At 61.2% G+C, this 26,390-nt stretch carries 27 protein-coding genes; 2 read left to right on the forward strand and 25 right to left on the reverse strand.

What is annotated here, in order from left to right:
* Nucleotides 1-170: 170 nt before the first annotated feature.
* Nucleotides 171-2,195 (reverse strand): GumC family protein, encoded by a 2,025-nt coding sequence (locus BC360_RS13810; protein WP_065795535.1) that lies wholly within the window; start codon nt 2,193-2,195, stop codon nt 171-173.
* A gap of 170 nt (nt 2,196-2,365) precedes the next feature.
* Between BC360_RS13810 and BC360_RS13815 the strand changes: the two genes are divergently transcribed.
* Complete coding sequence (locus BC360_RS13815; RefSeq protein ID WP_083222541.1) at nt 2,366-3,631, forward strand: lipopolysaccharide biosynthesis protein; 1,266 nt, start codon at nt 2,366-2,368, stop codon at nt 3,629-3,631.
* 3 nt (nt 3,632-3,634) lie between these two features.
* Here BC360_RS13815 and BC360_RS13820 read toward each other — a convergent pair whose 3' ends face one another.
* From BC360_RS13820 to BC360_RS13830, 3 genes are read right to left on the reverse strand one after another with little or no spacing between them, the layout of a single operon-like run.
* On the reverse strand, nt 3,635-4,531 hold the full coding sequence (locus tag BC360_RS13820; RefSeq protein WP_065795536.1) for a DUF6492 family protein: 897 nt from the start codon (nt 4,529-4,531) through the stop codon (nt 3,635-3,637).
* On the reverse strand, nt 4,525-5,346 hold the full coding sequence (locus BC360_RS13825; RefSeq protein ID WP_244512722.1) for a WecB/TagA/CpsF family glycosyltransferase: 822 nt from the start codon (nt 5,344-5,346) through the stop codon (nt 4,525-4,527). Before BC360_RS13825 ends, BC360_RS13820 begins: the two co-directional genes overlap by 7 nt.
* Nucleotides 5,343-6,575 (reverse strand): glycosyltransferase, encoded by a 1,233-nt coding sequence (locus BC360_RS13830; RefSeq protein ID WP_065795537.1) that lies wholly within the window; start codon nt 6,573-6,575, stop codon nt 5,343-5,345. Before BC360_RS13830 ends, BC360_RS13825 begins: the two co-directional genes overlap by 4 nt.
* Nucleotides 6,576-6,734: 159 nt before the next feature.
* On the opposite strand from BC360_RS13830, the gene BC360_RS13835 reads away from it, so the two are divergent.
* Nucleotides 6,735-7,724, forward strand: a complete 990-nt coding sequence (locus BC360_RS13835; protein WP_065783008.1) for a glycosyltransferase family 2 protein — start codon at nt 6,735-6,737, stop codon at nt 7,722-7,724.
* A 91-nt stretch (nt 7,725-7,815) separates the two neighbouring features.
* Here BC360_RS13835 and BC360_RS13840 read toward each other — a convergent pair whose 3' ends face one another.
* The 21 genes from BC360_RS13840 to BC360_RS13940 all read right to left on the reverse strand — a co-directional run.
* Nucleotides 7,816-8,382: a hypothetical protein gene (locus tag BC360_RS13840; protein ID WP_065783009.1), complete on the reverse strand. Its 567-nt coding sequence runs from the start codon at nt 8,380-8,382 to the stop codon at nt 7,816-7,818.
* Nucleotides 8,382-8,750 carry a hypothetical protein gene (locus BC360_RS13845; RefSeq protein ID WP_065795538.1) on the reverse strand — a complete coding sequence of 123 codons (369 nt, stop codon included), beginning with the start codon at nt 8,748-8,750 and terminating at the stop codon, nt 8,382-8,384. The genes BC360_RS13840 and BC360_RS13845 overlap by 1 nt, the downstream gene beginning before the upstream one ends.
* 14 nt (nt 8,751-8,764) lie before the next feature.
* Nucleotides 8,765-9,316: a rod-binding protein gene (locus BC360_RS13850; protein WP_025425949.1), complete on the reverse strand. Its 552-nt coding sequence runs from the start codon at nt 9,314-9,316 to the stop codon at nt 8,765-8,767.
* A 114-nt stretch (nt 9,317-9,430) separates the two neighbouring features.
* Nucleotides 9,431-9,844, reverse strand: a complete 414-nt coding sequence (locus tag BC360_RS13855; RefSeq protein ID WP_065783011.1) for a hypothetical protein — start codon at nt 9,842-9,844, stop codon at nt 9,431-9,433.
* A gap of 4 nt (nt 9,845-9,848) precedes the next feature.
* On the reverse strand, nt 9,849-10,601 hold the full coding sequence (gene fliR, locus BC360_RS13860; protein ID WP_025425947.1) for a flagellar biosynthetic protein FliR: 753 nt from the start codon (nt 10,599-10,601) through the stop codon (nt 9,849-9,851).
* On the reverse strand, nt 10,598-12,685 hold the full coding sequence (gene flhA, locus BC360_RS13865) for a flagellar biosynthesis protein FlhA (protein ID WP_065783013.1): 2,088 nt from the start codon (nt 12,683-12,685) through the stop codon (nt 10,598-10,600). Before flhA ends, fliR begins: the two co-directional genes overlap by 4 nt.
* 214 nt (nt 12,686-12,899) lie before the next feature.
* Entirely contained in the window at nt 12,900-13,166 is a 267-nt protein-coding gene (gene fliQ, locus BC360_RS13870; protein ID WP_065783014.1) for a flagellar biosynthesis protein FliQ, read from the reverse strand.
* Between the two features lie 7 nt (nt 13,167-13,173).
* Nucleotides 13,174-13,584: a flagellar hook assembly protein FlgD gene (flgD, locus tag BC360_RS13875; RefSeq protein ID WP_065783015.1), complete on the reverse strand. Its 411-nt coding sequence runs from the start codon at nt 13,582-13,584 to the stop codon at nt 13,174-13,176.
* Nucleotides 13,575-14,024 (reverse strand): flagellar biosynthesis repressor FlbT, encoded by a 450-nt coding sequence (gene flbT / locus BC360_RS13880; RefSeq protein WP_025425943.1) that lies wholly within the window; start codon nt 14,022-14,024, stop codon nt 13,575-13,577. The genes flgD and flbT overlap by 10 nt, the downstream gene beginning before the upstream one ends.
* Complete coding sequence (gene flaF / locus BC360_RS13885) at nt 14,021-14,368, reverse strand: flagellar biosynthesis regulator FlaF (RefSeq protein WP_025425942.1); 348 nt, start codon at nt 14,366-14,368, stop codon at nt 14,021-14,023. Before flaF ends, flbT begins: the two co-directional genes overlap by 4 nt.
* A gap of 35 nt (nt 14,369-14,403) precedes the next feature.
* Nucleotides 14,404-15,456 (reverse strand): flagellar hook-associated family protein, encoded by a 1,053-nt coding sequence (locus tag BC360_RS13890; RefSeq protein WP_065795539.1) that lies wholly within the window; start codon nt 15,454-15,456, stop codon nt 14,404-14,406.
* A 2-nt stretch (nt 15,457-15,458) separates the two neighbouring features.
* The gene (flgK, locus tag BC360_RS13895; RefSeq protein WP_065795540.1) at nt 15,459-16,874 is read right to left on the reverse strand and encodes a flagellar hook-associated protein FlgK; all 1,416 of its coding nucleotides are present in this window, start codon (nt 16,872-16,874) and stop codon (nt 15,459-15,461) included.
* Nucleotides 16,875-16,897: 23 nt separating this feature from the next.
* The gene (locus tag BC360_RS13900; RefSeq protein WP_065783018.1) at nt 16,898-18,109 is read right to left on the reverse strand and encodes a flagellar hook protein FlgE; all 1,212 of its coding nucleotides are present in this window, start codon (nt 18,107-18,109) and stop codon (nt 16,898-16,900) included.
* A 92-nt stretch (nt 18,110-18,201) separates the two neighbouring features.
* Nucleotides 18,202-18,873, reverse strand: coding sequence for a transcriptional activator Rem (gene rem / locus BC360_RS13905; RefSeq protein ID WP_065783019.1), 672 nt, complete (start codon nt 18,871-18,873; stop codon nt 18,202-18,204).
* Between the two features lie 270 nt (nt 18,874-19,143).
* Nucleotides 19,144-19,701, reverse strand: a complete 558-nt coding sequence (locus BC360_RS13910) for a transglycosylase SLT domain-containing protein (RefSeq protein ID WP_065783020.1) — start codon at nt 19,699-19,701, stop codon at nt 19,144-19,146.
* A complete protein-coding gene (locus BC360_RS13915; RefSeq protein ID WP_065795541.1) occupies nt 19,652-21,115 on the reverse strand; it encodes a flagellar hook-length control protein FliK in 1,464 nt (487 codons plus the stop codon). Before BC360_RS13915 ends, BC360_RS13910 begins: the two co-directional genes overlap by 50 nt.
* On the reverse strand, nt 21,112-22,422 hold the full coding sequence (gene motC, locus BC360_RS13920; protein ID WP_065795542.1) for a chemotaxis protein MotC: 1,311 nt from the start codon (nt 22,420-22,422) through the stop codon (nt 21,112-21,114). Before motC ends, BC360_RS13915 begins: the two co-directional genes overlap by 4 nt.
* A 5-nt stretch (nt 22,423-22,427) precedes the next feature.
* A complete protein-coding gene (locus BC360_RS13925; RefSeq protein ID WP_065795543.1) occupies nt 22,428-23,642 on the reverse strand; it encodes a MotB family protein in 1,215 nt (404 codons plus the stop codon).
* Nucleotides 23,639-24,292: a hypothetical protein gene (locus tag BC360_RS13930; RefSeq protein ID WP_065783054.1), complete on the reverse strand. Its 654-nt coding sequence runs from the start codon at nt 24,290-24,292 to the stop codon at nt 23,639-23,641. Before BC360_RS13930 ends, BC360_RS13925 begins: the two co-directional genes overlap by 4 nt.
* A gap of 454 nt (nt 24,293-24,746) precedes the next feature.
* Nucleotides 24,747-25,715, reverse strand: coding sequence for a flagellin (locus BC360_RS13935; protein WP_065795544.1), 969 nt, complete (start codon nt 25,713-25,715; stop codon nt 24,747-24,749).
* Nucleotides 25,716-26,046: 331 nt separating this feature from the next.
* A partial coding sequence (locus BC360_RS13940) for a flagellin (protein WP_274533919.1) occupies nt 26,047-26,390 on the reverse strand: 344 nt, incomplete at its 5' end.

Here is a 26,390-nt window from a genome sequence, read left to right on the forward strand (position 1 = left end):
GCACACTCTAATTCGCCTCGGGAAAGGCGATTGCCTCAAAGCGCCCTATGCTGTCCCAAACGCATAAATGCAAGGGGTCGGCATGGCCAGACGCACGTTTGCTGTGCGGGCCGCGACATTTCCTCTCATCGCTGAAAGGCTGCCTCGATCGCTCCCGCAAATCCTGAGGCTCAGCGACGCGCGACTTTCTGCCGGGAGTAGCTCTCGACCCGAGACCGGAGCGCGCGAAGATCGTCCTGCACCCTGGCGATGCCGAGATCTTCCTCCGGTTCAATGCTCCGGGACGAAAGTCTTGCGGGAGGAGCCTGCTTCGCCAGCTCGCGCGAGGCGAGATAGGCGGCTGCCAGCGACTGCGCATGATGGGCGGCCGGGGAGAATGGTGGCGGCAGGTCTGCTTCGCGCACCTTCTGTTCCTGCTCACTGCGCGTGCCGGGCATCGGATCAGGATCGGTGCCTGGCTCCGGTGGATCCGGGTCGACAGTTTCGGGCGGCACGCCCCTCGGGCTGACAAACAGCCCATTCAGACTGCGGTAGATCCCGAGCAGGATGCCGAGACCGAAACCGGCAAGGAAGCCCGCCAGTGTCGCGCCAATGACGATGATCTTGCGCGACGGCCCCTTGGGCTGCAGCGCAGGCTCTGCCCGCGAAACGACACGGATGTTCTTCGCCGTCAGCTTTTCTTCCTCGCGCGTTTCGCTGGCGCGCTTGAGGAAGGATTCGTAGATTTCACGGGTCGCGGCGGCGTTTCTCTCCAGCTCGCGCAGTTCGACCATCTCACCGGACGAATTGATCTGGCGTGCCTTCTGCGCCGCGAACTGCCGCACCAGATCCTGCTCCGCACTCTCGGCCCGGTCGAGTTCGGTCTGCGCGGTGGCCGCGATGCGCCGCAATTCGTTGGCGATCTCGGCGCGAGAGGATTCGAGCGATTGTACGGCGGCGATGCGCTGCGGGTGACGGGGACCAAGGCTTGCATCGAGGGAGCTCAGTTGCGCCCTGGTCGCGGCATGCTGCTTACGCAACTCGGCGAGCGCCATCGAGCCGACTTCCTCGGGAAAGGCGCCGGTCAGCACGTCATCGAGCCGGACCTTGCCGGAGACGTCGGCCTTCGCCTTTGCTTCGGCAATACGGTTGCGCGCCGCAGCTACCTGGTCGCTGAGGCTGAGCAGTTGTTTGTCGGCGATAAGCTCACCGCCGGCGCCGACGATATCGTTGCGCGCCTTGTATTCTTCGATGGCCTTTTCCGCAGTATCAAGTTCGGCCTTCAGCTCTGCAATGCGCTGATCGAGCGCCGCCGTGGTCTTCTGGAAAAAGCCGGACTGTGCCGCGGTCTCCTCGCCCAGAAAGGTTTCGACCAAGCTGTTTACGATCAGCGCGGATCTCTCCGGGTTCCTGCTTTGCGCTTCGACGATGACGATGAATGTCTTGGGGTCGCGCCAGACGCGAATGGCGTCGCTCAGTTTCTGCAGGGTGCGGGGCGAAAGTTCGCCTGCCGCCGCACCGGTTCCAGAGAATTCGGCATCGCTCTGCAGATCGAGATCGCGCGCGACCTTCTCCATCACGGTGCGGGAGCGCAGAACCTCAAGCTGACTGTCGACAAGCGCAAGAATGCCTTCGGTCGCAAGCGACTGCTTGGAGAGATCGGAATCCGTCAGCCGCACCTCGCGCGGGTCGATATAGAGCCTGCTCTCCGAGAGGTAGATGCTGGGTGTCGACAGGGCAATCGCAACGCCGGCGGCAGCGCCGAGTATCGTCGTCACGGCAATGACGAAGCGAACCTGCCAGACGGAGCGAAGCACGGCCTTGATGTCGACGAGTGGCCTATCACCTGGCGGCAGCGCGTCGCCACGCGAACTATAGGACGCGTCATCTGCGTCCCGGTCAGCCAGCCACCGCGCAATCTTGCCGTCTGCGCCGCCGAGGCCGCGCTTCGACTGCGGCATGGCAGCCGCACCGCTCAATGCCGATGGTGTCTTGGGTTGGGGTGTCGGACGAGCTGCATGCCGCGGCGCGGCATGACCCCCTTGCGCAGCTGTTTGATCGGCCTCGACAAAGCGGTCGAGCAACGACGAGCGGGAGGATCCGCGGCCTTTGGCATCAGGCTTTTGCGCGCGCGCCGAAACCCGCGGGCCCCCTGCTGCGATATCGAGCAACGATGCACGCGGAACCGGGCGTTTTTCGTCGTCGACGTTGAACATGACTTATCCCGCGGCTGCCGAGATGGCGAATTCCGAATAGTGAATTCAACCTAAGGAAACAGGGAAAACAAATGGTTAATTTTGAAGAAAGAACCAGCCGCAGAAACGGCGATCTCACGCCTTATTAAGCTTTCCCGCCTATGACGAGAGTGACTACTGGAAGTTCGATCGTGCTCGACCGCATCAAAGCGCTTTATCTTCGCCACAGGGCGCTTGTTCACGCCTATCTCTCGATGACGGGAGGCTCGGCGGGGCGGCTCGTGTTGTCGCTTGCCTATTTTATCGCTGTCGCCAACACGCTCTCCATCTCCGATTTCGGTCTCTTTGCCACGGCGTCGGCCGCCGGCATCATGATCTCGCGGGCACTCGCCTTCGGCTTCATGTCGCCGCTCTATCGTGTCGCGACGGTCAAGCCGCTACTCGTCGGCACCTACAGTGCCGGGTTTCTCGTCGGAGCGTTGCTTTCCCTGCCGTTGATCGCGCTGATCTGCGCCGGCACCTTCCTCGCGCTCTTTTCACGCGACATGTCGGCCGGCACCTTCGCAGCCTTCATGGCCGCTGAAATCATCTGCTGGCGCGGGCTCGAAACGGCGGTCATCGTTCTCAACGGCCTCGGACGCTTCGGCCGCGGCGCTCTGCTCGTCGTCGTCGCCACGGCGATCCGCACGGCAGCGGCGCTGCTGTTTGCGGCTCTACAGGTCAAGACGCTTGGCGCCTGGTCGCAATTCTATCTCGCCGCCAACGCCATCAGTCTCATCGTCGCACTCGTGATGTTTTACCCAAGGGTGCGTCTTCGCTGGCAGCCACGGCTCTATTTTCGCCGCTGGGCCGATTCGGTCTCGGTCGCCGGCGCCGAAATCCTCTTCTACATCCAATCGGAGTTCGACAAGATCGCGGTGCTGGCGATCGGCGGGCCCGCCGTTTCCGGCATTTACGCGATCCTGATGCGGCTTGCCGACCTGACCGCCCTGCCAGTGCGCTCGTTCAACACGCTGCTCGTCCAGCGGATCATGCGCACCCCCGATGCGATCGCTCGCTGGCCCGTTCGCCTGTCGATCGAATTTGCCGTGGCCGCGGCCTCGTTTGTCGCCATCGCGGCAATGGCCACCTATCTCTTCGTTTTCCCGAACGGCCTTGGCCGCAATGTCTCGGCCGCCGCGCCGATCGTCGCGATGATCCTGCTGGTGCCATCGTTCCGCAACCTGATCGAGTATCATTCGGAACTGCTCTACGCGACCGGACGCACGGTCCGCCGCATGGCCAACCTGCTGGTCGCCGGCGTGGTGAAAGTGGGGTTGCTTGCGCTGCTGCTGACGACGACCACGGATGTCGCAGAATGGGCGCCATTGCTCAACCTGATCTTCCTGGTTTTGTACGTGCTATCCTTCGGCCTGACCTATACGGCGCTCAGCAAGCCGGCCAGCCGGGTCATCTGACCTTCAGGCCGCGCGTTCGACGACCGCCTTGCGGATATCGTCCAGATCGTGGCCGACGAACGACTGCACGCCGATGCCGATCTGGTGCGGCGCCATATCCCTAAGGAAGTCCCGGAGGCCGGCAATGCCCTGCCGATAGCTGTCGTCGAACCAGAGCACGTGGCAGAGTGCATCGGGTGACGGCTTGTGCCCCTGCCCGCCCAGCACCTCATCGACGAAGCGGCCATAGATCGTGCATTCGGAGAAGGCGCGGGTCCTGGTGATTGCACGCACCCAGTTGCGGCCGTGCAGCGCTTCGACATGGTCGACAAGCTTGCGGCATGTGTCACTGCGCCAGGCGATCAAGGTATTGATGTAGTCGTTGGCGGGCAGCGTGCAGGGGTCGATGCCGAGAAGCCGATCGGAATGCGCAAGCCATGCGAGATGGTTGGAGCGCATATTTGCGTCAATCGCCGCATCCTTGCGGTAAAGCGTCAGCCGGTCGCCCTGCCAAAGCGTGGCGGGGTCGAAATCGCGAAGAAACACCACATCGGAATCGACCGCGAACATAGCTGCCTCATCGATGTGGCGGGCAAGCGCCAGACGCCGAAGCTGCTGAACGTGCCAGCCGCGAAGCGGCAGGCCAAAGGGGCTGAGCCAGATCTTGCGACGCCCACCCGAGAGCGGGTCGGCGACAGGGCGCAGCCACCAGGGCAAAAGATCGCGCTCGCTGATGACCTGCCGCCGCGCGCCTTCGAGCTGCCGGAACAGCGCTACATCGAAATCTGCGACGAGCAGGTAGTGCACCCAATCGCCCTGCAAGCGGCGGTCCATGCTTTCGCACATCAGCCGACAGCGCTCGAAATCATTGGCGTAGGACGCCGTGACAATTGCGGTTCGCAAGGAAGTCCCGGTCAGCATTTTCGCGCTCCGAGGCTTGCACTACCGACGCTTTTTCGAGCGCGGCCCGTCAGCTTGTGGAGAAAGACATGCAGCAGGAACAAGGGGTTGCCGAGGACATAGCGGCGCCACATGCGTTTCGGCTCCATTGCCAGCCGGTAGAACCATTCGAGCCTCAGTCTGCGCAGAAGCTTCGGCGCACGCGGGAATTCCTGCGCGACGAAATCGAACAGCGCGCCGACGGTAATCACCAGCCGAGCGTCCTGCGGGCCGACATAGGCATCGACCCATTTCTCCTGCATCGGGCTGCCCATTGCCACAAGAAGAATATCAGCCTTCTGAGCCCGCACGTCGGCCAGAACCTCGCGCGACCGGCGGCGATCGAAGAAACCGTCCGAAACGGGCAGGAACTCATGCCAAGGCGCATGCTTACGAAAATTCTCGGCCGCGCGCGCCAACACGTCCGGCCGCGCGCCGATCATCGCGACCCGCATCGGCGGCTCGATGTAGGTCAGCAGGGCCGGAACGAAATCGGTGCCGTTCAGATTGGCGGGAAACATGCATCCATGGAACAGATAGGAGGCAATATCGACGCCGTGACCATCGGGAAATACGATCTGCCTGCGCAGCACCTCCCGGTATTCGGCGTCCTTCATCATCAGGTTGGCGTTGTTCGCATTGAGGAAAGCAAGCCTGACCTGGCCACTCCCGCGAGAAACGGCTTCGCTGGCAAAAGCAAAGGCATTCGCCCAGCCGAGATCGACGACCGGCATGCCCAAGATCAGGCGCTGCGATACGGCGCTGCTCGAAGCGGCGGCAGATGCAGATCTGGTCACGACCGTCCTCCGCCATGGATCTTCAATCGTGGTTGCACCTGCAACCGCTCCTCAGTGCTTGCACCATTTGCGGCAAGCCTGGGCAGCACATCGTGCATGACCTGCATCATCCTGGCCTTCTGAGCCTGGTGGAACACCGCTCCGTCCAGGCGCTGTGAAAGGCCGGCACGCGCGCGACCAACTTTTTCAACCAGCAGGCGGGCAAACTCCCGGGAATCATCGGTTGGTGCACAATTTTCCGGGATCGTTTCGATGCCTCGCAACGAAGCGTGCGCGGCAACCGACGGCATGCCGAGCTCGAATGTCTCGATGCTTTTCAGCTGCACGCCTGTGCCGCCGCGGCTGACGAGCGGTACGACGGCGCTGGCTGTAACGAACGCGCGGGCGTCCGGGACGCGACCGACGAACCGAATCCCGGGATGCGAAACCACGGGCGTTCCATCCAATTGTCCGGCGATCGCGATCGACATATCCTTGGGAAGATGGGGCACGACCTGATCCAGGAACCAGTCCAGCCCGAGCCGGTTCGGCCGCCAGCTCCAGGTGCCGATCAGGCCGAGGTCGTGCTGACGCTCCGTTTGCGGGAGAACCGGCGCGTCCCAACCGGTGACCAGCGGCAGAACGAATGCACGATCGGAAACGGAACGTCCGAAACCGAGCCGATCCGCCTCGGCGAAGGTCCACAGCGCGACGGCGTTTTGCGCCAGTTGCTGCTCGTAGCGCTCGAGATACGATGCCTCGCGCCGAAACAGGAACCGTTCGATCGCGCCCTTGGCGCGCTCGGCATTCTCCAGAGCCGAATCGGCTTCGACGTTGTGGGCGACGTAGATCGAGGGATAGGGACGGAAGATCTGCGCGAAGGCCGCGGGCAGCTGCACGGAGTTGAGCACGACGCCGTCGAAAGGTGCGAGACCGTCGAGGATCGACTGGACCCGACCTGCCGACACACCAAGCATCTTGGCTGACGACACCGACGTGCGATTGAGAAACGCCGCCGCGAGCCAGTTCAGCTTTTGCAGGCGACCGACTTTGGCATTGGTGACTTCAAGCTCGCCAAGCAGGTGCATCTCGCAGCCGGGTGCAGGCCTGTGTCGGGGCTGCAGAAAGCCGACGACACTGACCCGATGGCCAAGCGCGAGCAGACCGTCAAGCACTGCACGATTGGCGATATCGAAGCCGGAGGCGGGATTGTCTACGGGTACGAGCGAGGAGACCAGGACCAGATGCATATTGCCACACGTCACGGATGGAGCATTGCCCTCTTCTTTAGCAGCATGGGGTGAAGGACCACTTAAAGCACTCTTTCAAAAGTCACTTTCACGGTTCAGTATCTGTTTAGGAAGATTTGCTTTAGTGCTTGCCAGCAATCCGCTTGCACAGGTCTCACGATGACGTCTACCGGCCAGGATATTTCCGTCTATTTCCGGACCGAGTTGGAAGACGCCGGTGACATAGAACTCGTCGTGGTGCTGCCGACCTTTCGGCGGCCGGAACATGTCATCAAGACGCTGAAAACCATTGTCTCCCAACGGCCTGACGTTGCCTTTGCCACCATCGTCGTCGAGAACGACGATGAGGGCCTGGCAGGTGCGGCAGCCGCTAAGGACTTCTTTCTCGGACACCCGTCCGACTCCCTCGTCATCATCGCCCACCGGCGCGGAAACTGCTACGCCTACAATGCCGGCTGGGCGACTGCGCTTGAAAACTATCCCAACCTGCATGCCATTGCCATCATTGACGACGACGAGATCGCCGCGCCCGAATGGCTCGATTGCCTCATTGCGACACAGGAAGCAACCGAGGCAGCCATGGTTGGTGGCCCGCAGTTGCCGGTTTTCGAGGATATGACCGGGCAGAAGTGGAAGCGGCACCCGGTGTTTACGCCTCACTATGAGACGACCGGGCCGGTACCGATCCTCTATTCCTCGGGCAACGTGCTGGTGACGCGCCGCGTTCTCGACGCCATGCCGCGGCCGTTTCTGGACCCGGCCTTCAACTTCATCGGCGGCGGTGACGCCGACTTCTACAGCCGATGCAAGGAGAAGGGATTCTCGTTCGCCTGGGCCAAGGAGGCGTGGGTAGCAGAAACTGTGCCGGCGCGGCGCACGAGTGCATCATGGATTCGCGCGCGAAGCCTTAGAAATGGAGCGATTTCGACGATGCTCGAACACCGTCGGGATCCAAGCGCCGCTGGGCGGTTGAGAACCTTCTGCAAGTCGCTTGCGTTGCTTGGCACCGCCATCCCGCGCGGTGTCAAACTATGGAGAAGGACCGGTCTTGCCGCCGCGGGGCTCTACCATTTCTATGTGGCAGTGGGCCGGCTGATGGCGGAGTTCGGCTTGGTCAACGAGCAATATCGCAACCCGGAAAAGAACTGAGACTACAGCGCCGCGCGTCAAATATGACGCGCTACTGCATGTTTCGTTAAATCGGTTCCGATTTAACGAAACATGCAGTAGCGATCGGCGATCAGTGGGCGCTGTTCGCGTTGACGCCGCCTTCCGGCAGCTTGTCGTTGGCAACGTTGCCGTTCTTGTCGACGATGGCGACCGGCTTCTGCCGCGGCACGTTCTGGCTATTGGCCACGCGCTTGACGTCGTCCTTGGTGAGATATTCGAGCTGTTCGACGAGGACTTCCGTGATCACTTCGCCGCCGAGCTTCTTGTTGAGCCCGTCCTTGACCGTGGACTTGAAGGTCGAAAGGTCGAACGTGCCGGTGTCGCTGACATTGATGAACCGCGAACCGACCAGTATGTCGTAAAGCTCGTCGGTGACCATCTGGCGAAGCGGCGCCCGCAGATTGTTGATGCCTTCCTTCGTTGCGGAGAAGGAAAGCTTGGTCAGGAAATAGCCTTGCACGGCCCCGTCCTTGATGACGGGGACCGTGATCATTTCTCCCGGAACATATTGCTCCGATGCACGCCGCACTGCTTCCGCATCCGAGACGACGGGCGCCGAGGCGCTCTGCATGGAATAATAGACGGATCCGAGCGTGACAGCGCAGACCCAAACCCCGGTGAGAACGAGCTTAAGCATCAGAAATCGCTATAGCGGAACTGCGCTTCGGAATAGATGCCGTCGGCATCGGCGTCCTGAGCTGCGGCCTTCAGCAGATCGACGACGGATCGCACGGCGTCGAGATGGGCTTCGACCTTCTGCGAATTGATCTCGAGCTTGTCGCGCAGGTGACGGGTCTGCGACGCGAAGGCCGGCGAAAACTCGCCCGGCAGCGTATCGCGGTGCAGCATCGTCAGTTCGTAGAGGCAACGGCTCTTGTGCGCGTTCGACGTCTTGATATCGAATTCCGGATCGACACCAATGCGGCTGTTCTCATTGTCGATGATCATTTCCAGCCGGCCGAGCACGTTCTGGATCCGGACGTCGTTGGATGCCACAGCTTCCATAAATGAACTCCCAATTAAGCTTGTTTGTTTTTATCGTCTTCAGTCGTATAGCCGGTGAGCGTTTTGCGCTCGTATTCCTGCACGAGGCTTGCGGCCAGGTTTCGGCTGTTGCCATCGAGCGAGGCATTGACGCGCTCGCGCGCATCGCCCGCGGCCAGCTGGTCGGCGATGCCGATGCCGCCGCTCTTGGAAATGACATCGCCGATCTGCTCGGCCATCATGCTTTTCCAGATGTCGCCGGATGTACCCTTGCCGAAAACGTTCTCGCTGTCGTTCGGAAGCATGGATTTCACGAAATTCTGCAAGATCATCGCTTCGAACTTGCGGTAGGTCTCGGGGACCTTCTTCTGTTCGACCCGGTTGTTGATGTCGCCGAGGCCACTCGATCCCTCCGAAGAGTTGAGAACGTTGACGGCGGCTGCGAAACCGTTGCCGTTTTCCGCCAGGCTCGTCGCCTGGAAGGCGGCGCGATTGGCCTTCAGCCGGGCCTGGGCTTCCTGCACCTCGGCCGGATCGGCCGCGCGAACGACGTCCATCACCAGATCGCTGGGCGGAGAGATAGCCATGACAAATCCTCTCGACAACGGCACTGCCGCGACCCCGACCGGGGCCGGTGCAAGCGCGCGTTCAACATCTCGACCGAACGTCCCACCGCAAGGGCGAGCGTTCCGGATGTCGCACTATCGCCCCTCAACCTTACCGGAAGCTGGCGCTTGCCCGGCAACATGTTGATCGATCAGGTCATAGATGGAATTGTCGGCCTCTTCCCGGTCTTCCGATTGCCGGGCGTCCTTCATGTTTTCCTCGAGCCGGTCGGCTTTGGCCCGCTCCTTCAGCATGCGCGCTTCGTGCGTCTGCTGGATGCCGAACAGCATCTGGTCCTTCTGCACAAGGCGCCCGACCTGCGAGGAATAGTGGCCGGAAAACATGCGATGCATCGGATGCGCCGAGCCCATGGCGTCGACGACCACGTCGATCGTCTCGGCCAGGATGTCGCGCTGTCGCACCATCTCGACGAAGTCGGCCTCCGCCATCTGCTCGAGATGACGCTGAACGGCGACCAGGCGCTTGAGTTTCTGCGACCGCGTCTTCACTTGGCTATCCCCCCTGCATGACCGGCGCAAAGCCGTCGCCGAACAGGCGCAACATCGCGGCGATACCGAGATAGAGCAGGAACATGCCGCCCATGATCAGATAGGGCTGCGAGATGAAGTAGATCGGGATCTGCGGCGCCAGCTTGTTGACCATGCCGATCGCGACGTTGAACAAGAGCCCGTAGATCAGGAAGGGGCTGGCGAGCCTCAGCATGATCATGAAGGTCTGCTCGAGCGAATCCGTCAGGGTGATGAGCACGCCCTGCGGGTCGAAGACGCTGCCGACCGGCATGACCCGATAGGACTGGGCAATCGCCTCGAACATCACGTGATGGAAGTCGAGCATGAACAGGATCATCAGCCCGGCAAAACTGATCATGCTGGTGAGCTGGTTTTCCGCCGTGTCTTCGATCACGTCCGACGACGGCGGCGGGCTGAAGCCCATCAGCATCGTTATCGTCGTGCCGGCGAATTGAAGGCCGAGCACGTAGTAGCGCGCAACCAGGCCGATGACCGCACCGACGGCGGTTTCGGCAGCGATCAGGTAGATATAGGTGTGCCCCTTGCCGGTCACCTGCGGATAGATATCGGTCCACATGACGGGCAGGATGGCCATGGAGATGGCGACCGCGATAAACAGCCGGATCTGCATGGGAATGCGCGCGGTCGAGAACCCCGGCATGATCATGATGCACGCCCCGATCCGGCAGAATGCCGCAAACAGCGCGAGCACCGTGCCCTCGGGGTCGGTTATCATGAAATCGAGCCGATGATCTTGATCTCAAGTCCCTTGGCAAGCTCGACATGCGAGAGCACGGGCAAAGTGGCAAAAAGACGCTCGATGATCATGCGGACATAAGAACGGGATTCGGGCGAACTTACCAGTACGAAGGGCATGCCGCGATCGAGATGTTCACGGATAACTTTCGTCGCCTGCTCGCTGAACTCTTCGAGATGCCGCGGGTCGATGTCGAACTCGACGACTTCCCCCTTCGCATCACGCTTCAGCGCCTGGTGGAACACCATGTCCCATTTGTTGCCGAGGCGCAGGACGCGCAGGATGCCGTTGTCGGCAAGGTCGCCGCACAGCTGCTGCGACATGCGCACGCGCACGTGCTCGACGATCTGTTCGGTCTTGCGGACATGCGGCGCGAGTTCGGCCACCGCTTCGAGGATCAGGTGCAGGTTGCGGATCGATACCCGCTCCGCCAGCAGCAGCTTCAAGACCGCCTGCAACCCGGAATAGGACATGTGCGAGGTGCAGATTTCGTCGGCGAGCTTGCGGTATTCCGGATCCAGCCGATCGATCAGCACCTTCACGTCCTTGTAGGAGAGAAGGTGCGGCAGGTTGTTGCGGATGACTTCCGAAAGATGCGTCAGCACGACCGAGACGTTGTCGATCGGATGGAAGCCTTCGCGCTTCAGGTCTTCGGTGAATGTCTCGAGGATCGACACAGCCGGCATGCCGAAGGCGGGTTCGCGGATCTCGTCTCCCGGCACGCTCGGACGCCGTCCGCCGCCGGTGACCACCAGAACTTCGCCGACACGCACGGTATTGGACGCAATCGTCGTGCCGTGGATGCGCACGTGATACGCCTTGTCCGGGATGCTGATGTCGTCGGAAACCTTGATTTCCGGAATGACGAGGCCGTATTGGCCGGCGAACTTGCGGCGCATCTTGCCGACGCGGAACGCCAGTTCCTGGTGGGCACCGAGCAGGCGGGTCGACACCTGCTTGCCGAGCAGCAATTCGATCTCGGCCGTCTTCAGCACCGACTTGACCGAGTCCGCCTCGCCGTCCTTGGTCTGTTGGGCCGTGGCGGCCTCCTGCATCCGGCGCGCCGCATTCTCCGCCTCGATCTGCCGCGGCACGAGCCAGCTCAGGAATGCCATGCCGCCGCCAAGAACAGCAAAAGGCAGGAACGGCAGGCCCGGAACCAGCGCAAGCAGGATGATCAGTCCGGAGGCGACCATCAGCGCGCGGGGATAGCCGCCGAGCTGCCCGACAACGGCCTGGTCGGTCGAGCCGGCGGTTCCGCCACGCGACACGAGCAGGCCGGCGGCAAGCGAAACGATGAGCGCCGGAATCTGCGAAACGAGACCGTCACCGACGGAAAGCTTGACGAAGACGTCGGCGGCTTCGCCGATCGGCATGTCATGGCGCAGATAGCCGATGATGATGCCGCCGAAGATGTTGATGGCGGTAATGATCAGACCCGCGATCGCATCGCCGCGCACGAACTTCGAGGCGCCGTCCATTGCGCCGAAGAACGAGCTTTCCTGCTCCAGCTCGCGACGGCGATGCTGCGCCTCCTTCTCGTCGATCAGGCCGGCCGAAAGGTCGGCGTCGATCGCCATCTGCTTGCCGGGAATGGCATCGAGGGTGAAACGGGCTCCGACTTCGGCGATACGCGTCGCACCTTTTGTGATGACGATGAAGTTCACCGTGATCAGAATCAGGAAGACGATCAGACCGATGACGAAATCGCCGGACATGACGAGGCTGGCGAAGCCGGAGATGACGCCGCCGGCCGCTCCGTGGCCTTCATGACCGTGGGAGAGGATGACGCGCGTCGTTGCGATGTTCAACGCCAAGCGAACCATGGTCGAAATCAAAAGGATCGTCGGAAAGGACGAGAATTCGAGCGGCCGCTGGATCCATAGCGCCACCATCAGGATCAGAACCGAGAAGGCGATCGAGAAAGCCAGCCCCATATCGATCAGGAACGGCGGGATCGGCAGGAAGAGAATTGCCAGGATCATGACGATCCCGAGAGCAAAGCCGATGTCCCGGCCCCTTGGTGCTACTTTCGGGATGATCAACGCTGCTTGCTGTGCCATGTCTCTTCCGTCTCTTCATGAGAGGTCGGGCAGCATTCTCACGCGCTGCCCCAATCTAGGACTGGAGATAGAGGCTCAAGCTTGCGCGAAGGTGGTAGCGCTACAGCGCCGCGCGTCAAATGTGACGCGCAGAGGACGCTGTAACGCTTTAAGCTTGCGCATAATTTCATCCTTAAATCGGACCCGATTTAAGGAATTATGCAGTAAGGTGCGCTCAGAAACCGGACTGAATTCGGGAGAAGACGATGTCGGTGAAGATCGAGATCTGCGCGCCGATGAAGGGCGCTGAAACGGCGACCGTGATCATCACGGCCAGGATCTTGGGAACGAAGGTCAGCGTCATTTCCTGAACCTGCGTCAGCGCCTGAATGAAGGCGATGACGACGCCGACGACCATCGCGGCAAGAACGGCGGGCCCCGAGGCCACGATCACGGTCCAGATCGCAGCCTGCACGATATCGAGGGCATCCGCCTCATTCATTAGAGTATCACTTTACCTTGACGCCTGGGCCGATAACGAGCTCCTTGCCGCTATCGAGCACTGCAATGATTCCGTCAGAGTATAGTTTGACTTCCTTGACGACGCCAGTGACCGTACCGTCCGCATTGGTGACAGTTTTGCCGATCACCGCATCCGCCTCGCTGAGCGAGGTGCGTTGCAGCAGGCTCTCGAGATTCTTGTTGGTCTTGATCGTCTGTTCGACCTGCGAGAAGGTCGCGAGCTGCGCGATCTGCTGAGTGGCGTCCATCGGCTGCGTCGGATCCTGATTCTTCATCTGGGCGACGAGCAGCTTGAGGAAGCTCTCATAGTTCAGCGACGCCTTGCTGGCGTCGTTGCCGGAGTCAGCACCCGAGACGATCGGGGTGTAGTCGTTGTTGCTGACGCCACTTACCGCCATGGTGCGATCTCCTTGCGAATCTGCTCGACCGTCGCCGGCGTGATTTCCTGCGTGTTGAGGATGCGGTCTTCGATCGCGTAGAGCCCGCGGATCGCCTTCAGCGCCTCGAAGGCGCGGCCGTTGGTGACCAGGCCGTCGACCCGCTTCAGCTCAGCCAGGATCTCTTCGTTCTTGAAGCAGTTGAGCAGCATGACGACCGACTTGCGGAACATGGCGGTCGACTGCTCGGCGCCTTCCGGGTTGATCAGGATCATCTGGGCGATGAAGTAGAGCTGCTTCAGCGGCGTCGTTGCATCTTCCGGCTGAAGCACGTGGTTTTCCAGAAGGAAGGTCACGTCATTCAGGAATTCGACGGCGACCTTGCGGTCAACGCGAAGCACCGCGCCGTTTACAAAAATTCTTTCGCCCGACTTCAGCGAGATACGCAGTGTGCTCTTCATTTCAGTCCATCCCTGATGATGGTGGTAATGTCAATTATGCCCTGGAAGTTGGAGGATTCGCGTTTGCGGATCTTTTCCGTCTCGTTGAGTATCCAGATGGCGATCGAAATCAGATTGGCGCGCAGCTCTTCATTGAGCTGGTTTTCCGGAGCGCGAAGATCCTCGATGAAGCGGATCCAGACGCGCCGGGTAAAATAGATCGCCTCTATGGCTTCTCGCGAATACCCGTTCTGCTGCCTTGCGGCTTCGAGGAGCGCAATCGAGCGATCGAGTACCTGCCGCTCTCGATTCTTGGAGTCGGCAACGCCATCCTCCATGATCTCGGCATAGGAAAATTGGTACATTCAGACATCCTTCATGTTTGTCCGGTCGCCTCTTCTCAGAGGTAGTTGAGCAAGCTCATCTGCTGCAGTCTCGACGTCAGCGCGTAGGATGTATCGAGCTGGGTCTTCAACATGTTCACGCGCGTCGCCGTTTCTTCCGGATCGATGCCATTGATGTCCGTGATATGGGTCTTGACGAGCTTCTCCTGCGCCTCCAGCGAAGTCGTCGCCTTCTTGACGCGCGACTCGGAGATACCGAGCGAGCTGCGTTCGCCGTTCAGTCCGGAAATAGCCTGCTCCATGTAGCCGAAGGCGGCGTTGTTGAGCGTGCTGCGAACCTGCGAATTGACGTTCTTGTCCATCAGCTCCGTGGAAATAACGCTCGCCAGCGCGAACATCCGGAAGCTCTTGGTGTTGGCGTTGGTCGAGCTTTCGATGACCTCGCTGGCGCTGATGCGGCTTGTCATGTTCTGGTTCGACGCATCAGACCAGTTGGCATCCCAATCCGTGCCCATGAACATCGGTTCGAGCTTGGTCGTGATGAAGTCCTGCATTTGCGTCGGCGTAAACTGGCTCATGTCGGTGAGGCTGTTTGCCGACATGTAGCTGCTGAGCGCCGCATCGAATGCGACCTTGGCCGCTGACGGGGGCACGGAGTTGTAATCGGCCAGCGGCTTGACGTCGGTGTTGATACCCGAGAACAGGAACTCGCCGTTGAAGGAGGTGTTGGCCGCTGACGTGAAGATCTGCAGCGCACCGTTCACTTCGGACTTCAGGATCTTCATCGCGTCGACACTGTCGTTGCCCTTGTAGGTGACAAGCGTATCGCGCACCTTTTCGGCGGCCTTCTGCATCGTCTCAAGCGCGCCCTGGGAGGCGGAAAGCCTCTGCGTCACCACGGCGTTGGTGCCCTTCAGGGCGCCCATTCTGTCCAGCTCGCGCTGCAGGTTGAGCGATCGCGACGTCGACGCGCCAAGCGTCAGGCCGATGTCGTAGTGAATGCCGCTCGTGCTCTCCTGGGTACGGCGCAGCAACTCGGCTTGAGTCTGCTGAATCGTCAGGCGCATGGCGGTCTGAATCGCCAGGTTTGAAACGAAGGATGTCTTCATGATTACCTCACAGCTTCCATAAGGGCCGCCATCATGGCGTCCACGGTGCTGACCAGCTTGGCCGATGCTTTGTAGGATTGTTCGAGATCGAGCAGCAGCGACAGTTCTTCGTCGATGCTGACGCCGGTCTGCTTGCTCAGAGCTTCGGCGGTGCGCGACAGCAGCGCCGACTTGCTGTCGTCGGCCGTCGATGCCGTCTTGCGGAACTGCTCCAGCCAACCGACCGAACTGGTGGCGAAATTCAGAATGCTGCTGTTGCTGTCGAGGCCGGACGATGGGTCGAACGCCATGTTCTCACCCATCTTGTTGATGAAGCCGTCCAGCAGGTCGGTATAACCCGCATTGCCGGTGGGGTTGTTCGACGTGCCGTCGAAGCCACCGTCGCGCAGCATCAGCGGGTTTGCCTTGGCAGCCGCGTTGACCGTGATCTTCGATGCCATGCCGGGCACGATGCCGACGGCCGGAATACCGGGACTTCCCCAGGTAAACAGACCCGGCTGGCCGCCTTCCTGGAACAACGTCACCAGGCCTCGAGCGATCTCGTCGAGTTGCGACTGGAACTTCGGTCCGACATCGTCGCGCAATTGCACGAGTGCTGCAAGCTTGCCCTTGGCCGTCGTGTCGGCGCCGGTGCCCGCGGCGATCGGCACGCCGTCGACGTAGATCTTGTTGCCGACGGTCGAAGCGTCATAAACGTTTTGCGGGGCAAAGGTCACCGAGCGCGGGATGGTCTCGAACAGAACGGTACCATCCGTGGTGAAGATCACGGTGTCGTTGTTGCCGCGCGTGGTCGTCGAAATGCCGACGATCTCGGAGACCTGCTTCAGGATCTTGTCGCGCTGATCAAGCGCGTCGTTCGGGTCGGTACCCTGGGCCGTTGCCGCCTTGACGGCGTTGTTGGCCTTTTCGAACTCCGCCAGCAAGCCATTCAGCTTGTCGACTTCCAGCGTGATTTCCTTATCGGCATTCTCGCGCATGTCCTGGACGGACTTGGAGGCCTTGTTCAGCGAATCCGCCAGATCCCCGGCGTCGGAAACCGCCGTGGCGGCGATCGTCTTGTTGCCGGGGGTCGCGGCGAAGGTCTGGAGGCTGTTGCGGAAATCGGCGAGCAGCTTGGAAGGCGCCGTCTCGTAGCTGTTGCCACCGAGCGCCGACTTCATCAATTCCAGCCCTTCTCGCAACCTTGCCTGGCCGGAGGCCTCGCCCATGCCGGCGATGCTCTGTCTGAGCAGCGCCTCGTTCTGGGCGCGGTAGATGGATACGACCTGCGCTCCGTTCGCCGTGCTCCCAAGCAGAGCAAGCCGACGCGAGTAGTCCGCGTTGCCCGCGTTCGCGATGTTCTTCGACACGGTTGCGGTTTGCTGCGCCGTGTTGCTGAAGGCCTGTTGTGCGATGGATATTGCGGAGGACAGCGACATGACGCGGACCGTATCTCTTTCAATTACCGTTTCAGGTTGACCAGAACTTCAAGCAGATCCGATGCGGTCTGGAACACCTTGGAATTTGCCGTGTAGTTACGCTGCGCCTCGATCATCGATGTCAGCTCGTTGGCGATATCGACGTTGGAGTTTTCGAGCGCCTTGGACTGGATGTTGCCGAAGGCGCCGGAGCCGGCAAAACCGGTGACGATGACACCGGAATCGGTGCCCTGCGAATATACGTTGCCCGACTGCGGCAGGAGCTTGTCCGGGCTTTGCACGGTGGCGAGCGCAATGCGGAACTTCGGAATGAGGTTGCCGTCGCCGTACTTGACGTAGACGATGCCTTCCTTGTCGATCTCGAAACCGGACATCTTGCTCGGTTTGCTGCCGTCGATGCCACCGCCGCTGCTGGTGAAGTCGCCGCCAAGCTGCGTCGTCTTTGTCGTGTCGATCGTCAGGGCGCCCAGGTTGGCGCCCGTGCCAGGAAGACCGGTCATGGCGGTCGTCGTCAGCGTCGCGGGGACGGCGCCGATGCGCTTGCCAGCCGCGTCGAAAGTCATGGTCTGCGAACCGATATTGGTGCCCGACGCGCGATCGACGACGTTGAGGCTCCAGGCGTTCGGACCTGTTTTCTGGTAGGTGAAATCAAGAATTCGGGTATTGCCTTGACTGTCGTAAACGACCATCGAGGTCTTCGATTGATCGCCGACTGCCGCGCCCGACGGAAGGTTCGCATCCATCGCGCCCTTGGTGGAGCCAGCGGCGACCAGGCCTTCGTCCTTGAGCTTGACTTCGGTCAGGCCGTCAAAGCCGTTGACGACGACGGTCGGGTCGGCGCCGGCCTTGTATTCGTAGCCCATCAGCTTGAAGCCGGCGGTGTTGACGAGGTTGCCGTCCTTGTCGGGAACGAAGGAGCCGGCACGCGTCAGGAAATTCTCACCGCCATTGCCCTGCACGATGAAGAAGCCGCCGCCGTTGATCGCAAGGTCGCTCGCCGACGTGGTGTAGCTCGTGCCGCCCTGCTGCGAGATGCTGTAGCGCACCTGAGTCTCGACGCCGCCGGAATTGTAATTGCCGCCGCCCGAAGGCAGGATCATCGATGAGAATTCTGTCGAGGCCCGCTTGTAGCCGGTCGTGTTCGAATTCGCGATGTTTTCAGCCACAGTGCCGAGACGGTTCGACTGAGCGTTCATCCCGGAGACGCCCGTTCTCATGCTGCCATAGAGACTCATATCGGATCCTCATTTCCACGTTGCAGCGACACTAGGAAGCGGGCCTTGCGTGAACCTGTCTTAGGTGCCACCTTCGCCCGCCCGAACGCGCCTTAGTTCCAGTCGATGCAGTAGCCAAGGAAACGCTTGGAATCGATCGGGTCGAAGCCGAGCTTCTTGCGCAGTTTCTTGCGCAGCTTGCTGATGTGGCTTTCGACGACGTTCTCCTCGACGTCTTCATCGAAGATGCCGTAAATCGCGTTGAAAATCTGAGACTTGGACACCCGGCGCCCGCGGTTGGCGACCAGGTATTCGAGAATGCGGCGCTCGCGGCGCGGCAATGCGAACACGTCGCCGTTGATCTCGGGATCACGGCCATCCGCAAAGACGCGGATCGGACCGATGTCGGTGTAGTTGTTGATGGCCTTCAGACGGCGGCGGATCGCCGCCACCCGGGCCAGGATCTCGCGGGGGTGGACCGGCTTGCGAACGACGTCGTCGACGCCGCAGTCAAACAAGGCCAGCGTGTTTTCGAGAGAGGGCGTATCGCTGACGGCGATGACGGGCGCCATCGACCGATCGCGGATCGCGCGCGGCAAGGCAAAGGTGCTGTCGCCCTGGCCGATCAGAAACGCTTCGACCGCGTCGATATCCGAGTCTGCCGCCGCATTCACCCACTCGCCGAACTCCTTGGGATCGAAGCCCGTCGAGGGAATTCCTTCACGCCCGAAAAGCGACGTATAGCCGTCCTTTACGAGTTCTCTATCGTCAACCACTACGATCATTCGTCCGCCTCCGAATCAGTATGGCACCGCACTGATCGAGAGGTACGAATCGAGGGATTCATGAACAACTAGAGGAAGTTAATGGGTGGAATTAATAATTGATTAACCATGTCGCACCGATTTGATCTACATCTAGTGGCTAGACGTTAACGGTCATACTAAAATAATGTGGAAAAGTTAACGGTTTGCAACAAAACCACTTGCCGTCACATTCTCCACGCATTGTCGCCACAATGCGGAATGACCTGCGATTAAGCAATCAATGGTTGTTTATTGACAGAACTGCGTGGCGCTGGGCGTCCACTTGCCGTAGCCGGTCGCGACCAGATTCGCGATCACCCGACAGACATATTTCTTCTGCGCCGGGTCGTTGTTCGGGCCGGCGTGATACCGCGCGACGGCCATCGTCCAGCTCTCGTGCTTTGCGCGAAGGTTGGACAGGAAGCGCGCGGCATATTCGACATTCTTGCGTGGGTCAAGCATCTCGGTCGGCGATGCGAACTGATCGCCATGGAAGTAGTAATTGATCTGCATGCAGCCGAGATCGATGAGCTTGGCACCCTGCGCCTGGGCGTTGGCAAATCGAACGAGAACGTCCTGCGTGCTGGTGCCGAAATACGCCTTGCCCTCGATATTCATCGCGTAGGGCTGCAGCGATCCCTTGCGACCGGTTTCCGTCAGTCCGACGGAATAGAGGATCCCGGCGGGGATGCCGTATTTCGACGCTGCCGAGATGATTTCACGCTCGCAGATGCCAGAGCCAGCGTTGGCGAATGCGCTACATGTAGACGTGACCAGTGCGAGAACGCTCAGTGCCGGCAACCGCATCATCCGTACCGCCATTGCCAACCCGCCTCTCCGCCACTGAACCTTGGCTGTCGCCATCCTGCCGCTGCCGCCCCTGCCCGCCATCATCCTCGGCGCGTTCGCGGCCCTGCTGGCCCGCCTGGGCCTGCTGTTGCTGCTGGGAACTGCCACCGGTTGAGGTATCGCTGCCCGAATTGAACACGACGTTGATCTGATCGACCGCGAAGCCTTGGGCTCGCAACGCCTTGACCATTTCGCTCTGGTCGTCGCGCAGCTGGCGGAAAGCTTCGCCGTTTTCCACCTTCAGTTCGACCTGCAGCTCGTCGTCTTTCAACCGCAACGTTGCGGTGACGAGACCGAGCTCGATCGGATGCATCTGGATCTTGAGCGTGTTCAAGGTCTTGCCGGCCTGCGCCCAGGCGCCCGGCTGGCCGAGAGCGGCGCTCGGCTGCAGCGATTGGGTAAAACCGGCGTCGCCAGCGATCGCATTGGTGACATTGGTGGAATTGGTGTTCATCGAAATGCCGAGATAACGGCGAGCTTCGAGCACGGTGACGTTTTCGGCCTTGGCCGACGACCGAGCCGCGTCGACAGTCGCGCGTTCGCCATCCTTCGATATGCTCATCGAGATCGCCTGGCCCTTGCCGTCGGCGCGGGCAAAGCGGAACAGCCGGTCGGTTCCCTGCTCGCCATCAGTACCCCCAGCGTCTGCACCATGGGCCTCGATCATCTCGCCATGCGCGATGCCCTTCGCTCCGCGTTCACCGAGTGCATGAACGCCAGCCGAGCCACCTTGGGCGTCCGCACGCGTCGACGGCATCGCGTTGCCGCCGAGCAACGTCAGCAGATCGTCCACGCTGGCGCTTGGCGAGGTTTTCGCACCAGAACCTGCGGCCACATCGGTTGGCTCGCCGTTGCCTTCAACGCCCTGCGCGCCGCTCGCCTGCGTCTTGTTCAACCCGCGCGACAAAGCCGCCATGCGCGCGGCCAGGTCGGCCGTTTCACCCGCGGCGTCCGATGCACCCGCATGTTCTCGCGCCTGTGCCGCCTTGGCGGAAGCAAGACGCTTGGCGTCCCTTTCACGCTCGGCGAGCGAGAACCGTTCCTTCTGAGCATTGTGATTTTCGAGCGATGGATCTTCGAGATCTCCAGGCGCGCGATTGTGCGCCGGCTTGGTGATCGAAACCTTGGCTTCTCCGCCTTTGATGCTGCCGTTGCCGATCAAGCCCGCCGCTCCCGAATTCTCGCCGTCGGCCGCATTGCCGTTACCCTCGCTCGAACCTTGTGCACCCTGGCCGTTCGCCTTCTGGCGCCCAGCGGTTGCAACGGCATCCTCGAAGGCGCCAGGGGCCTGCTCCTTGCCGCCCGCGCGTGCGCCCGCCTTGCCCGTCTGGGACTGAGGCGGTGCACGCAGGCTTTCGTCGAGAGCTCTCATTTGCCTTCTCCCCTTAGCAGCGCATCGATCTCCTCGACCTTGGACCGGCCCTTTGCGACGAAACCGTCATGGGATGGGTCGGAGGTGGCGGCAGTCTCGGCGCCGGCTTGCGTCGTCTCCCCAGCCCTCGGGGTGCCGGCCTGCGCCGCCGGTTCACCGAACGGGCTCATGCCGCTTCCCGTTTCCGCGCCTTCGACTTCACCGTCGGGCGTGGCTGGTCTGACCGGTCTAGCGGAGAACGCTTGCGTGAGGCTTTCATCGTCCGGTGGTCTGACAACGGCATCTGCAACCGCCTTGGCCGCGTCACGCAGGGCGCGATCGCGCGGAGAAAGTTCTGCGTCCGGGATCGCCACGATGCTTTGGGTCGCGGCGAAGACGTCAGACGATGGTACCGACGCCAGCCCGGCGTAGAAATTGGCGAGCACGCGCGGCTCGGAGGCGCCATCGGCTGCGAGTTGCTCTGCCCGCTCCGAGGCAAGCTTTGCCAGGGTTTGCTTGCCGCTGATGGCCGCACGCCGCGCGACGCGCAGATAGACCTCCCGCTGACGCGGAGCATCCATGAAGGTCAGGATTTCGGAAATCCGCTCGTGCGCCGCCTCGTCGAAATGCCCCACGGCCAGCTCGACGAAGACATCGGCGAATTGGCTCGCATAGGGCGAGGTCAGGTAGCGGCGGGCGTAATTCAGCGCGTAGCGAAAACCCTTGTCAGGCAGGTTCGCCTGCACCGCGAGGAAGACCGAACGACGCAGCGCTGCCTCTTCGATGATCGTTCCCGGTGCGGTCAACCGCGCCCAGTCGTAGAACTTCATGGCCCCGACCGGGTCCTGCTGCGATGTGGCATTGCCGAGGATCAGGAACAGGTAGGGACCGACACGGGAGTTCCGGTACTCGGGCGCGGCTTTCGACAGGCTCTCGACGATCAGGCCACCCTTGCCGCCGAGATACTGCCTCATCGCATCGGTGACGCGCGAATCGAAATTGCCGGCGACATCATGATCGGCGAGATAGTTGAGCGTCTCCGGGTTGCCCCCGCTCATGGCGTAGACAAGCGCCGCATCGACGTTGCGCGGGTCGCTGAACACGGACGCATCCGCAGCCCTCAGCCGCTTGTCGATCGCGCCGAGCATGAAGCGCTGCATCTCGATGGCCGAATGATCGCCGAGCACCACCGAGTCCTGCACATATTGCAGCGACCGGATCATCTTGAATGGTGCAAGCTCCTCGAGGTCGTTGGCCTGAGCCATTCCCGCCGAAAGCGGAATGGCGAGCACCGACATCATCAAGGTGGATCGCAAGCGTCGCAGCATCGGTTCTAGCCCTTTGCCGACTGCAGCAGGATTTCGATGCGGCGGTTGCCGGGCGCATAGGGATCGCCAGGGATCTGCAGCCGTCGGTCGGCAAAGCCGCTGATCTGGCTGACGCGATCTTCCTTCAGACCACCGCGAACGAGCATGTAATAGGCGCTCTGGGCGCGCGCAGCCGACAGACGCCAGTTGTCATAGGTGCCGTCCTTGAACGGACGACCATCGGTGTGGCCACGGATGGCGACGGCGCCCTGGCGCTGGGACAGCAGCCGGCCGATCTTCTCCATGGCCCTGACCAGTTCCTTCTGCGGCACGGCCGAGCCGACGGCAAACATCTGGGAATCGGTCTGCTCGCTGATCGTCACCAACAGACCGCCTTCAGCCGGCGTCACGGCGAGGCCCTCGGCCAGTTTCCCGGCGTCGCCGCCGAGTTCCTTCTTGATCTCGGCCTTCAACTCCTCGGCCTGGGCCGAGGCATCCTGCTTCGAAAGCTCGGTCTTTTCAGCATCGGTCTTGCCGGCATCAGCAGGCTTCGCAGCCTCTTCGGCCTTTTGTTCTTCGGCAGCCTTCTGCAGTGGCGCCGCACCGCTTTCCATTGCAGCCTTCGAGGCCAAGGCGACGTCCTTCTCGGTCGTGTTGCCGGCATCCTTGACTTCGACCTGCTTGGTCCAGAAATCCGGGTCGAACGGATCGCGATAGGCCTCGCCGCCTTCCGCGCCGGTCGACGGACCGGATTGCGCCGCGCCGCCGTCACCCTTGGCGCTGATGTTCGCCTGCTGACCGACCTCCTGCGCGATCTCGGAAAGCACCGAGTAAGGATTCTCGAAGAAATCGGCGTCGGAGTATTTCGTTTCCTCGCCCGAGGTCGCCGTCAGCTGATCGCCTGTTTTGGCCGAGCCGCCCGACTTTTCCTGCTCGCCGTCGACTTTCGATCGCTGCTGCGTTTCCTCGCCCTGCGCATCCTTGGCAGGATCCTTCAGGCCACGCTCGGCGGGCTTCTGGTCGGTCAACTGCACCGGGTTGAAATAGGAGGCGATCGCAGCTTTGGTTTCTTCGTTGGCGGCATTGATCAGCCACATGACGAGAAAAAAGGCCATCATCGCCGTCATGAAGTCGGCATAGGCGATCTTCCACCCGCCGCCGTGATGACCATCATGACCGCCACTAACTCGTTTGACGATGATGATTTCGTTCTTGCCGTTATGGTGGCTTTCGTCGCTCATGCGAGAACCTTCCGGACAGTGTCGGCCCAAGCCGCCATTCTTGTGACGAGGATCGTCTCGTCCATTTCGATGGCGAGGTCGATGTCGTTGGTTTCAACGTGGCGGAACACCGGCATGTCTTCGCCGAGGCTGCTCTTCAAGGCTTCGAACAGAGGAAGCGGACCCTTGATGGTGATCGCGCACCCTTCCCCGGCGATAATCCCCTGCCGGATCATCTGCGCCATATCGGCAACGGCGCGCTGCAGCAGCGCCTCCTCCATGACAGGTGCAAGCACGCGCGCGGTCTGGTCGCCCAGAGACACGGCCAGCTGATCCGTCATTTCCTGAAAGCGTCCGGCCATGCGGCTGGCGGCCTCATCCTCGAAGCGCCTGGTCAGGGCATCGATTTCGGCCGCATGGGCCGCCTGGAGGTCGGCGATCTGATTGCCGTGCTCGAAGGCAAGCTCGGCCGTGGCTTCGGCGCGCCCCTGCTCGAAAGCCTCGCGCCGCTCGGCCTCGACATCGACCGGCGGCGCAACCGACCGCGGAGTGAGCCGGTCGCCATCGGAGTAGTCGACATCCAGGTCGGGGAAATACTTCGGCGGCATCATCGACAGTTCGACTTTCGGCGCGCTGAAATCCTTGAGATAGCGGGACAGCATCGCGCTCATGACTGGAACCTCGATGCGCGCAGGACGATAGAAGGCGATCCCCGTCTGCCTGACAGGCGCCGCCTTACGGCGCAGAATTCCCATGATCCTGACACTGCTGAAATGTCTCCCTCGGGTCCGGTCGCCGATAGCGGCGAACCCAGCATTCTTGGACTTACAACGGCCGCGCACGGGAATTTTCATTCCGGCGGCAGACCGATGCAGGCGGCGGCGCAAATCTCATATTGGCCGGCAGTCATACGGACAGGACTGCGAGGGAAGGCTATTCGGTCAAACTTGTGCGAAAATGAATGTGTTGGACCGCGCCAGGGCAATTAGCGCGGTCCAACCGTTTCCACCGGGTGCCGTGACCGACGACGTGGCAGAACTCAAATCGGCACGGATCCACCTTCTTGGCGGATGCGGCCGGGTGGTCCCAAACCGGCGACACCAATGCGCCGCCGGCTGGAAAACCTTACTGCTGGAAGAGGCGCAGGATGTTCTCGGAGTTGGTATTGGCGATCGACAGCGCCTGAATGCCGAGTTGCTGCTGCGTCTGCAGCGCCTTCAACCGCGTCGATTCCTCATTCATGTCGGCATCGACCAGGCGACCAACGCCCTTGTCGATCGTATCCATCAGGTTGGCGACGAAGCTTCCCTGCATGTCGATGCGCTTGGTAATCGCGCCAAGCGTCGAGCCGGCGTCTGTCAACTGCCCGAGGATCTTGTCGACGACGCGGATCATCGCGTCCATATCAGCCGGCGCGGTCGTCGCAGTCAGCTTGATTTCGGTGCCGGTCGGCGGCGCTGCCGGCGGAGCGGCGATCAGGTAGTACGGATCGGCGGTGCCGGTCGGCGTCTGCAGCAGCGCGTCGGCATCATAGCCCCTGGTCAGCAGGCCGCGCGCCGAGCTGCCCGTGTCGATCAGCATCGATTGCGCCGTGTCGAAGTCGAGCGTCGTGATCGAAACGTTGCCGTTGCCATCGCGGTTGAAGGAGGCAACGACCGACTTTGTGCCGACGGCAGCAGTATTGGTATTGTAGAGCCAGTTCTCGCTCGAGAACGACGCCGATTGCGCAGCGGACATGAGCTGGTTCTTCAGCTCGGTGATTTCCTTGTTGATCTTGAGCTTATCGACACCGGGCTCGCGCGCGGCGACGAGCTTGGTCTTGATTTCGGTGACGACATCGATGGATGCCTTCATCGCCGCATAGGCGGTATCGACCTTCGCTGCACCGAGGCCGAGCGCGTCCTGAACGGTGGAAAGCGCGGCGTTGTCCGAGCGCATGGTGGTCGCGATCGACCAGTAGGCGGCGTTGTCGGCTGCGGTCTGAACGCGGTAGCCGGACGAGATCCGGTCCTGCACTTCGGCCATGTTGGTGTTGATCGAGCGCAACGTCTGGAGTGCGGCCATGGCGGCCGTGTTGGTCATGATGCTGGTCATTGGTCACTTGCCCCGAAAGATTTCTGAGAACATTCCGGAGTGAATGACCGGCAGCGACGGGACCAGCGTCATGCGAACCGCCCCTGTTTTGCCCTGGGGGCGACCCTTCGCTCTTAACGAAGGTGTAACGATTGTTTGGTTAACAAACAGTTAACGCCATTCATAAGTCGGTAACAAAGATAAACAGAAATAAGGGAATATGAAGCAGGCGTTAATCGCGAAAGGCGGCACTTGGCAAACAAAAAACCGCGCCGTCCTGTTCGGGCGACGCGGTTTTCTGGATATGACAAGCTGACAGGCGAACATGCGCCCGTCATGCTCCATGCGCCGATTAACGGAACAGCGACAGGATGTTCTGCGAGTTGGTGTTGGCGATCGTCAGCGCCTGGATACCGAGCTGCTGCTGCGTCTGCAGAGCCTTCAGACGGGTCGACTCTTCGTTCATGTCGGCATCAACCAGCTTGCCGACACCCGATTCGATCGAGTCCATCAGGTTGTCGACGAAGTCCTTCTGGAGGTCGACGCGCTTGTTGACGGCACCGAGGTCCGCAGCGGAGTCGGTCATGCTCTTCAGGACGGTGTCGACACCGCTGAGGTAGTTGGCCAGTGTCGTTGCCGTTACCCCAGTGCTGATGTCGAGGGTCAGAACGCTGACGCCGGTGATGGCCGTGCCAG

The organism is Ensifer sp. LC163 (genome assembly GCF_001695855.1).
Lineage (GTDB): Bacteria > Pseudomonadota > Alphaproteobacteria > Rhizobiales > Rhizobiaceae > Ensifer.

What these genes read in the sequence shown, in the direction of transcription:
- BC360_RS13810 (WP_065795535.1), bottom strand. Translation starts at nt 2,195, where the DNA reads ATGTTCAACGTCGACGACGAAAAACGCCCGGTTCCGCGTGCATCGTTG.
- BC360_RS13830 (WP_065795537.1), bottom strand. Translation starts at nt 6,575, where the DNA reads ATGCATCTGGTCCTGGTCTCCTCGCTCGTACCCGTAGACAATCCCGCC.
- flgK (WP_065795540.1), bottom strand. Translation starts at nt 16,874, where the DNA reads ATGTCGCTGTCCTCCGCAATATCCATCGCACAACAGGCCTTCAGCAAC.
- BC360_RS13890 (WP_065795539.1), bottom strand. Translation starts at nt 15,456, where the DNA reads ATGAAGACATCCTTCGTTTCAAACCTGGCGATTCAGACCGCCATGCGC.
- BC360_RS13925 (WP_065795543.1), bottom strand. Translation starts at nt 23,642, where the DNA reads ATGAGCGACGAAAGCCACCATAACGGCAAGAACGAAATCATCATCGTC.
- BC360_RS13935 (WP_065795544.1), bottom strand. Translation starts at nt 25,715, where the DNA reads ATGACCAGCATCATGACCAACACGGCCGCCATGGCCGCACTCCAGACG.
- flbT (WP_025425943.1), bottom strand. Translation starts at nt 14,024, where the DNA reads ATGAAGAGCACACTGCGTATCTCGCTGAAGTCGGGCGAAAGAATTTTT.
- motC (WP_065795542.1), bottom strand. Translation starts at nt 22,422, where the DNA reads ATGCTGCGACGCTTGCGATCCACCTTGATGATGTCGGTGCTCGCCATT.
- flhA (WP_065783013.1), bottom strand. Translation starts at nt 12,685, where the DNA reads ATGGCACAGCAAGCAGCGTTGATCATCCCGAAAGTAGCACCAAGGGGC.
- BC360_RS13930 (WP_065783054.1), bottom strand. Translation starts at nt 24,292, where the DNA reads ATGAGCGCGATGCTGTCCCGCTATCTCAAGGATTTCAGCGCGCCGAAA.
- flaF (WP_025425942.1), bottom strand. Translation starts at nt 14,368, where the DNA reads ATGTACCAATTTTCCTATGCCGAGATCATGGAGGATGGCGTTGCCGAC.
- fliR (WP_025425947.1), bottom strand. Translation starts at nt 10,601, where the DNA reads ATGATAACCGACCCCGAGGGCACGGTGCTCGCGCTGTTTGCGGCATTC.
- BC360_RS13835 (WP_065783008.1), top strand. Translation starts at nt 6,735, where the DNA reads ATGACGTCTACCGGCCAGGATATTTCCGTCTATTTCCGGACCGAGTTG.
- flgD (WP_065783015.1), bottom strand. Translation starts at nt 13,584, where the DNA reads ATGGCGGTAAGTGGCGTCAGCAACAACGACTACACCCCGATCGTCTCG.
- fliQ (WP_065783014.1), bottom strand. Translation starts at nt 13,166, where the DNA reads ATGAATGAGGCGGATGCCCTCGATATCGTGCAGGCTGCGATCTGGACC.
- BC360_RS13900 (WP_065783018.1), bottom strand. Translation starts at nt 18,109, where the DNA reads ATGAGTCTCTATGGCAGCATGAGAACGGGCGTCTCCGGGATGAACGCT.
- BC360_RS13915 (WP_065795541.1), bottom strand. Translation starts at nt 21,115, where the DNA reads ATGAGAGCTCTCGACGAAAGCCTGCGTGCACCGCCTCAGTCCCAGACG.
- BC360_RS13840 (WP_065783009.1), bottom strand. Translation starts at nt 8,382, where the DNA reads ATGCTTAAGCTCGTTCTCACCGGGGTTTGGGTCTGCGCTGTCACGCTC.
- BC360_RS13845 (WP_065795538.1), bottom strand. Translation starts at nt 8,750, where the DNA reads ATGGAAGCTGTGGCATCCAACGACGTCCGGATCCAGAACGTGCTCGGC.
- BC360_RS13850 (WP_025425949.1), bottom strand. Translation starts at nt 9,316, where the DNA reads ATGGCTATCTCTCCGCCCAGCGATCTGGTGATGGACGTCGTTCGCGCG.
- rem (WP_065783019.1), bottom strand. Translation starts at nt 18,873, where the DNA reads ATGATCGTAGTGGTTGACGATAGAGAACTCGTAAAGGACGGCTATACG.
- BC360_RS13820 (WP_065795536.1), bottom strand. Translation starts at nt 4,531, where the DNA reads ATGCTGACCGGGACTTCCTTGCGAACCGCAATTGTCACGGCGTCCTAC.
- BC360_RS13910 (WP_065783020.1), bottom strand. Translation starts at nt 19,701, where the DNA reads ATGCGGTTGCCGGCACTGAGCGTTCTCGCACTGGTCACGTCTACATGT.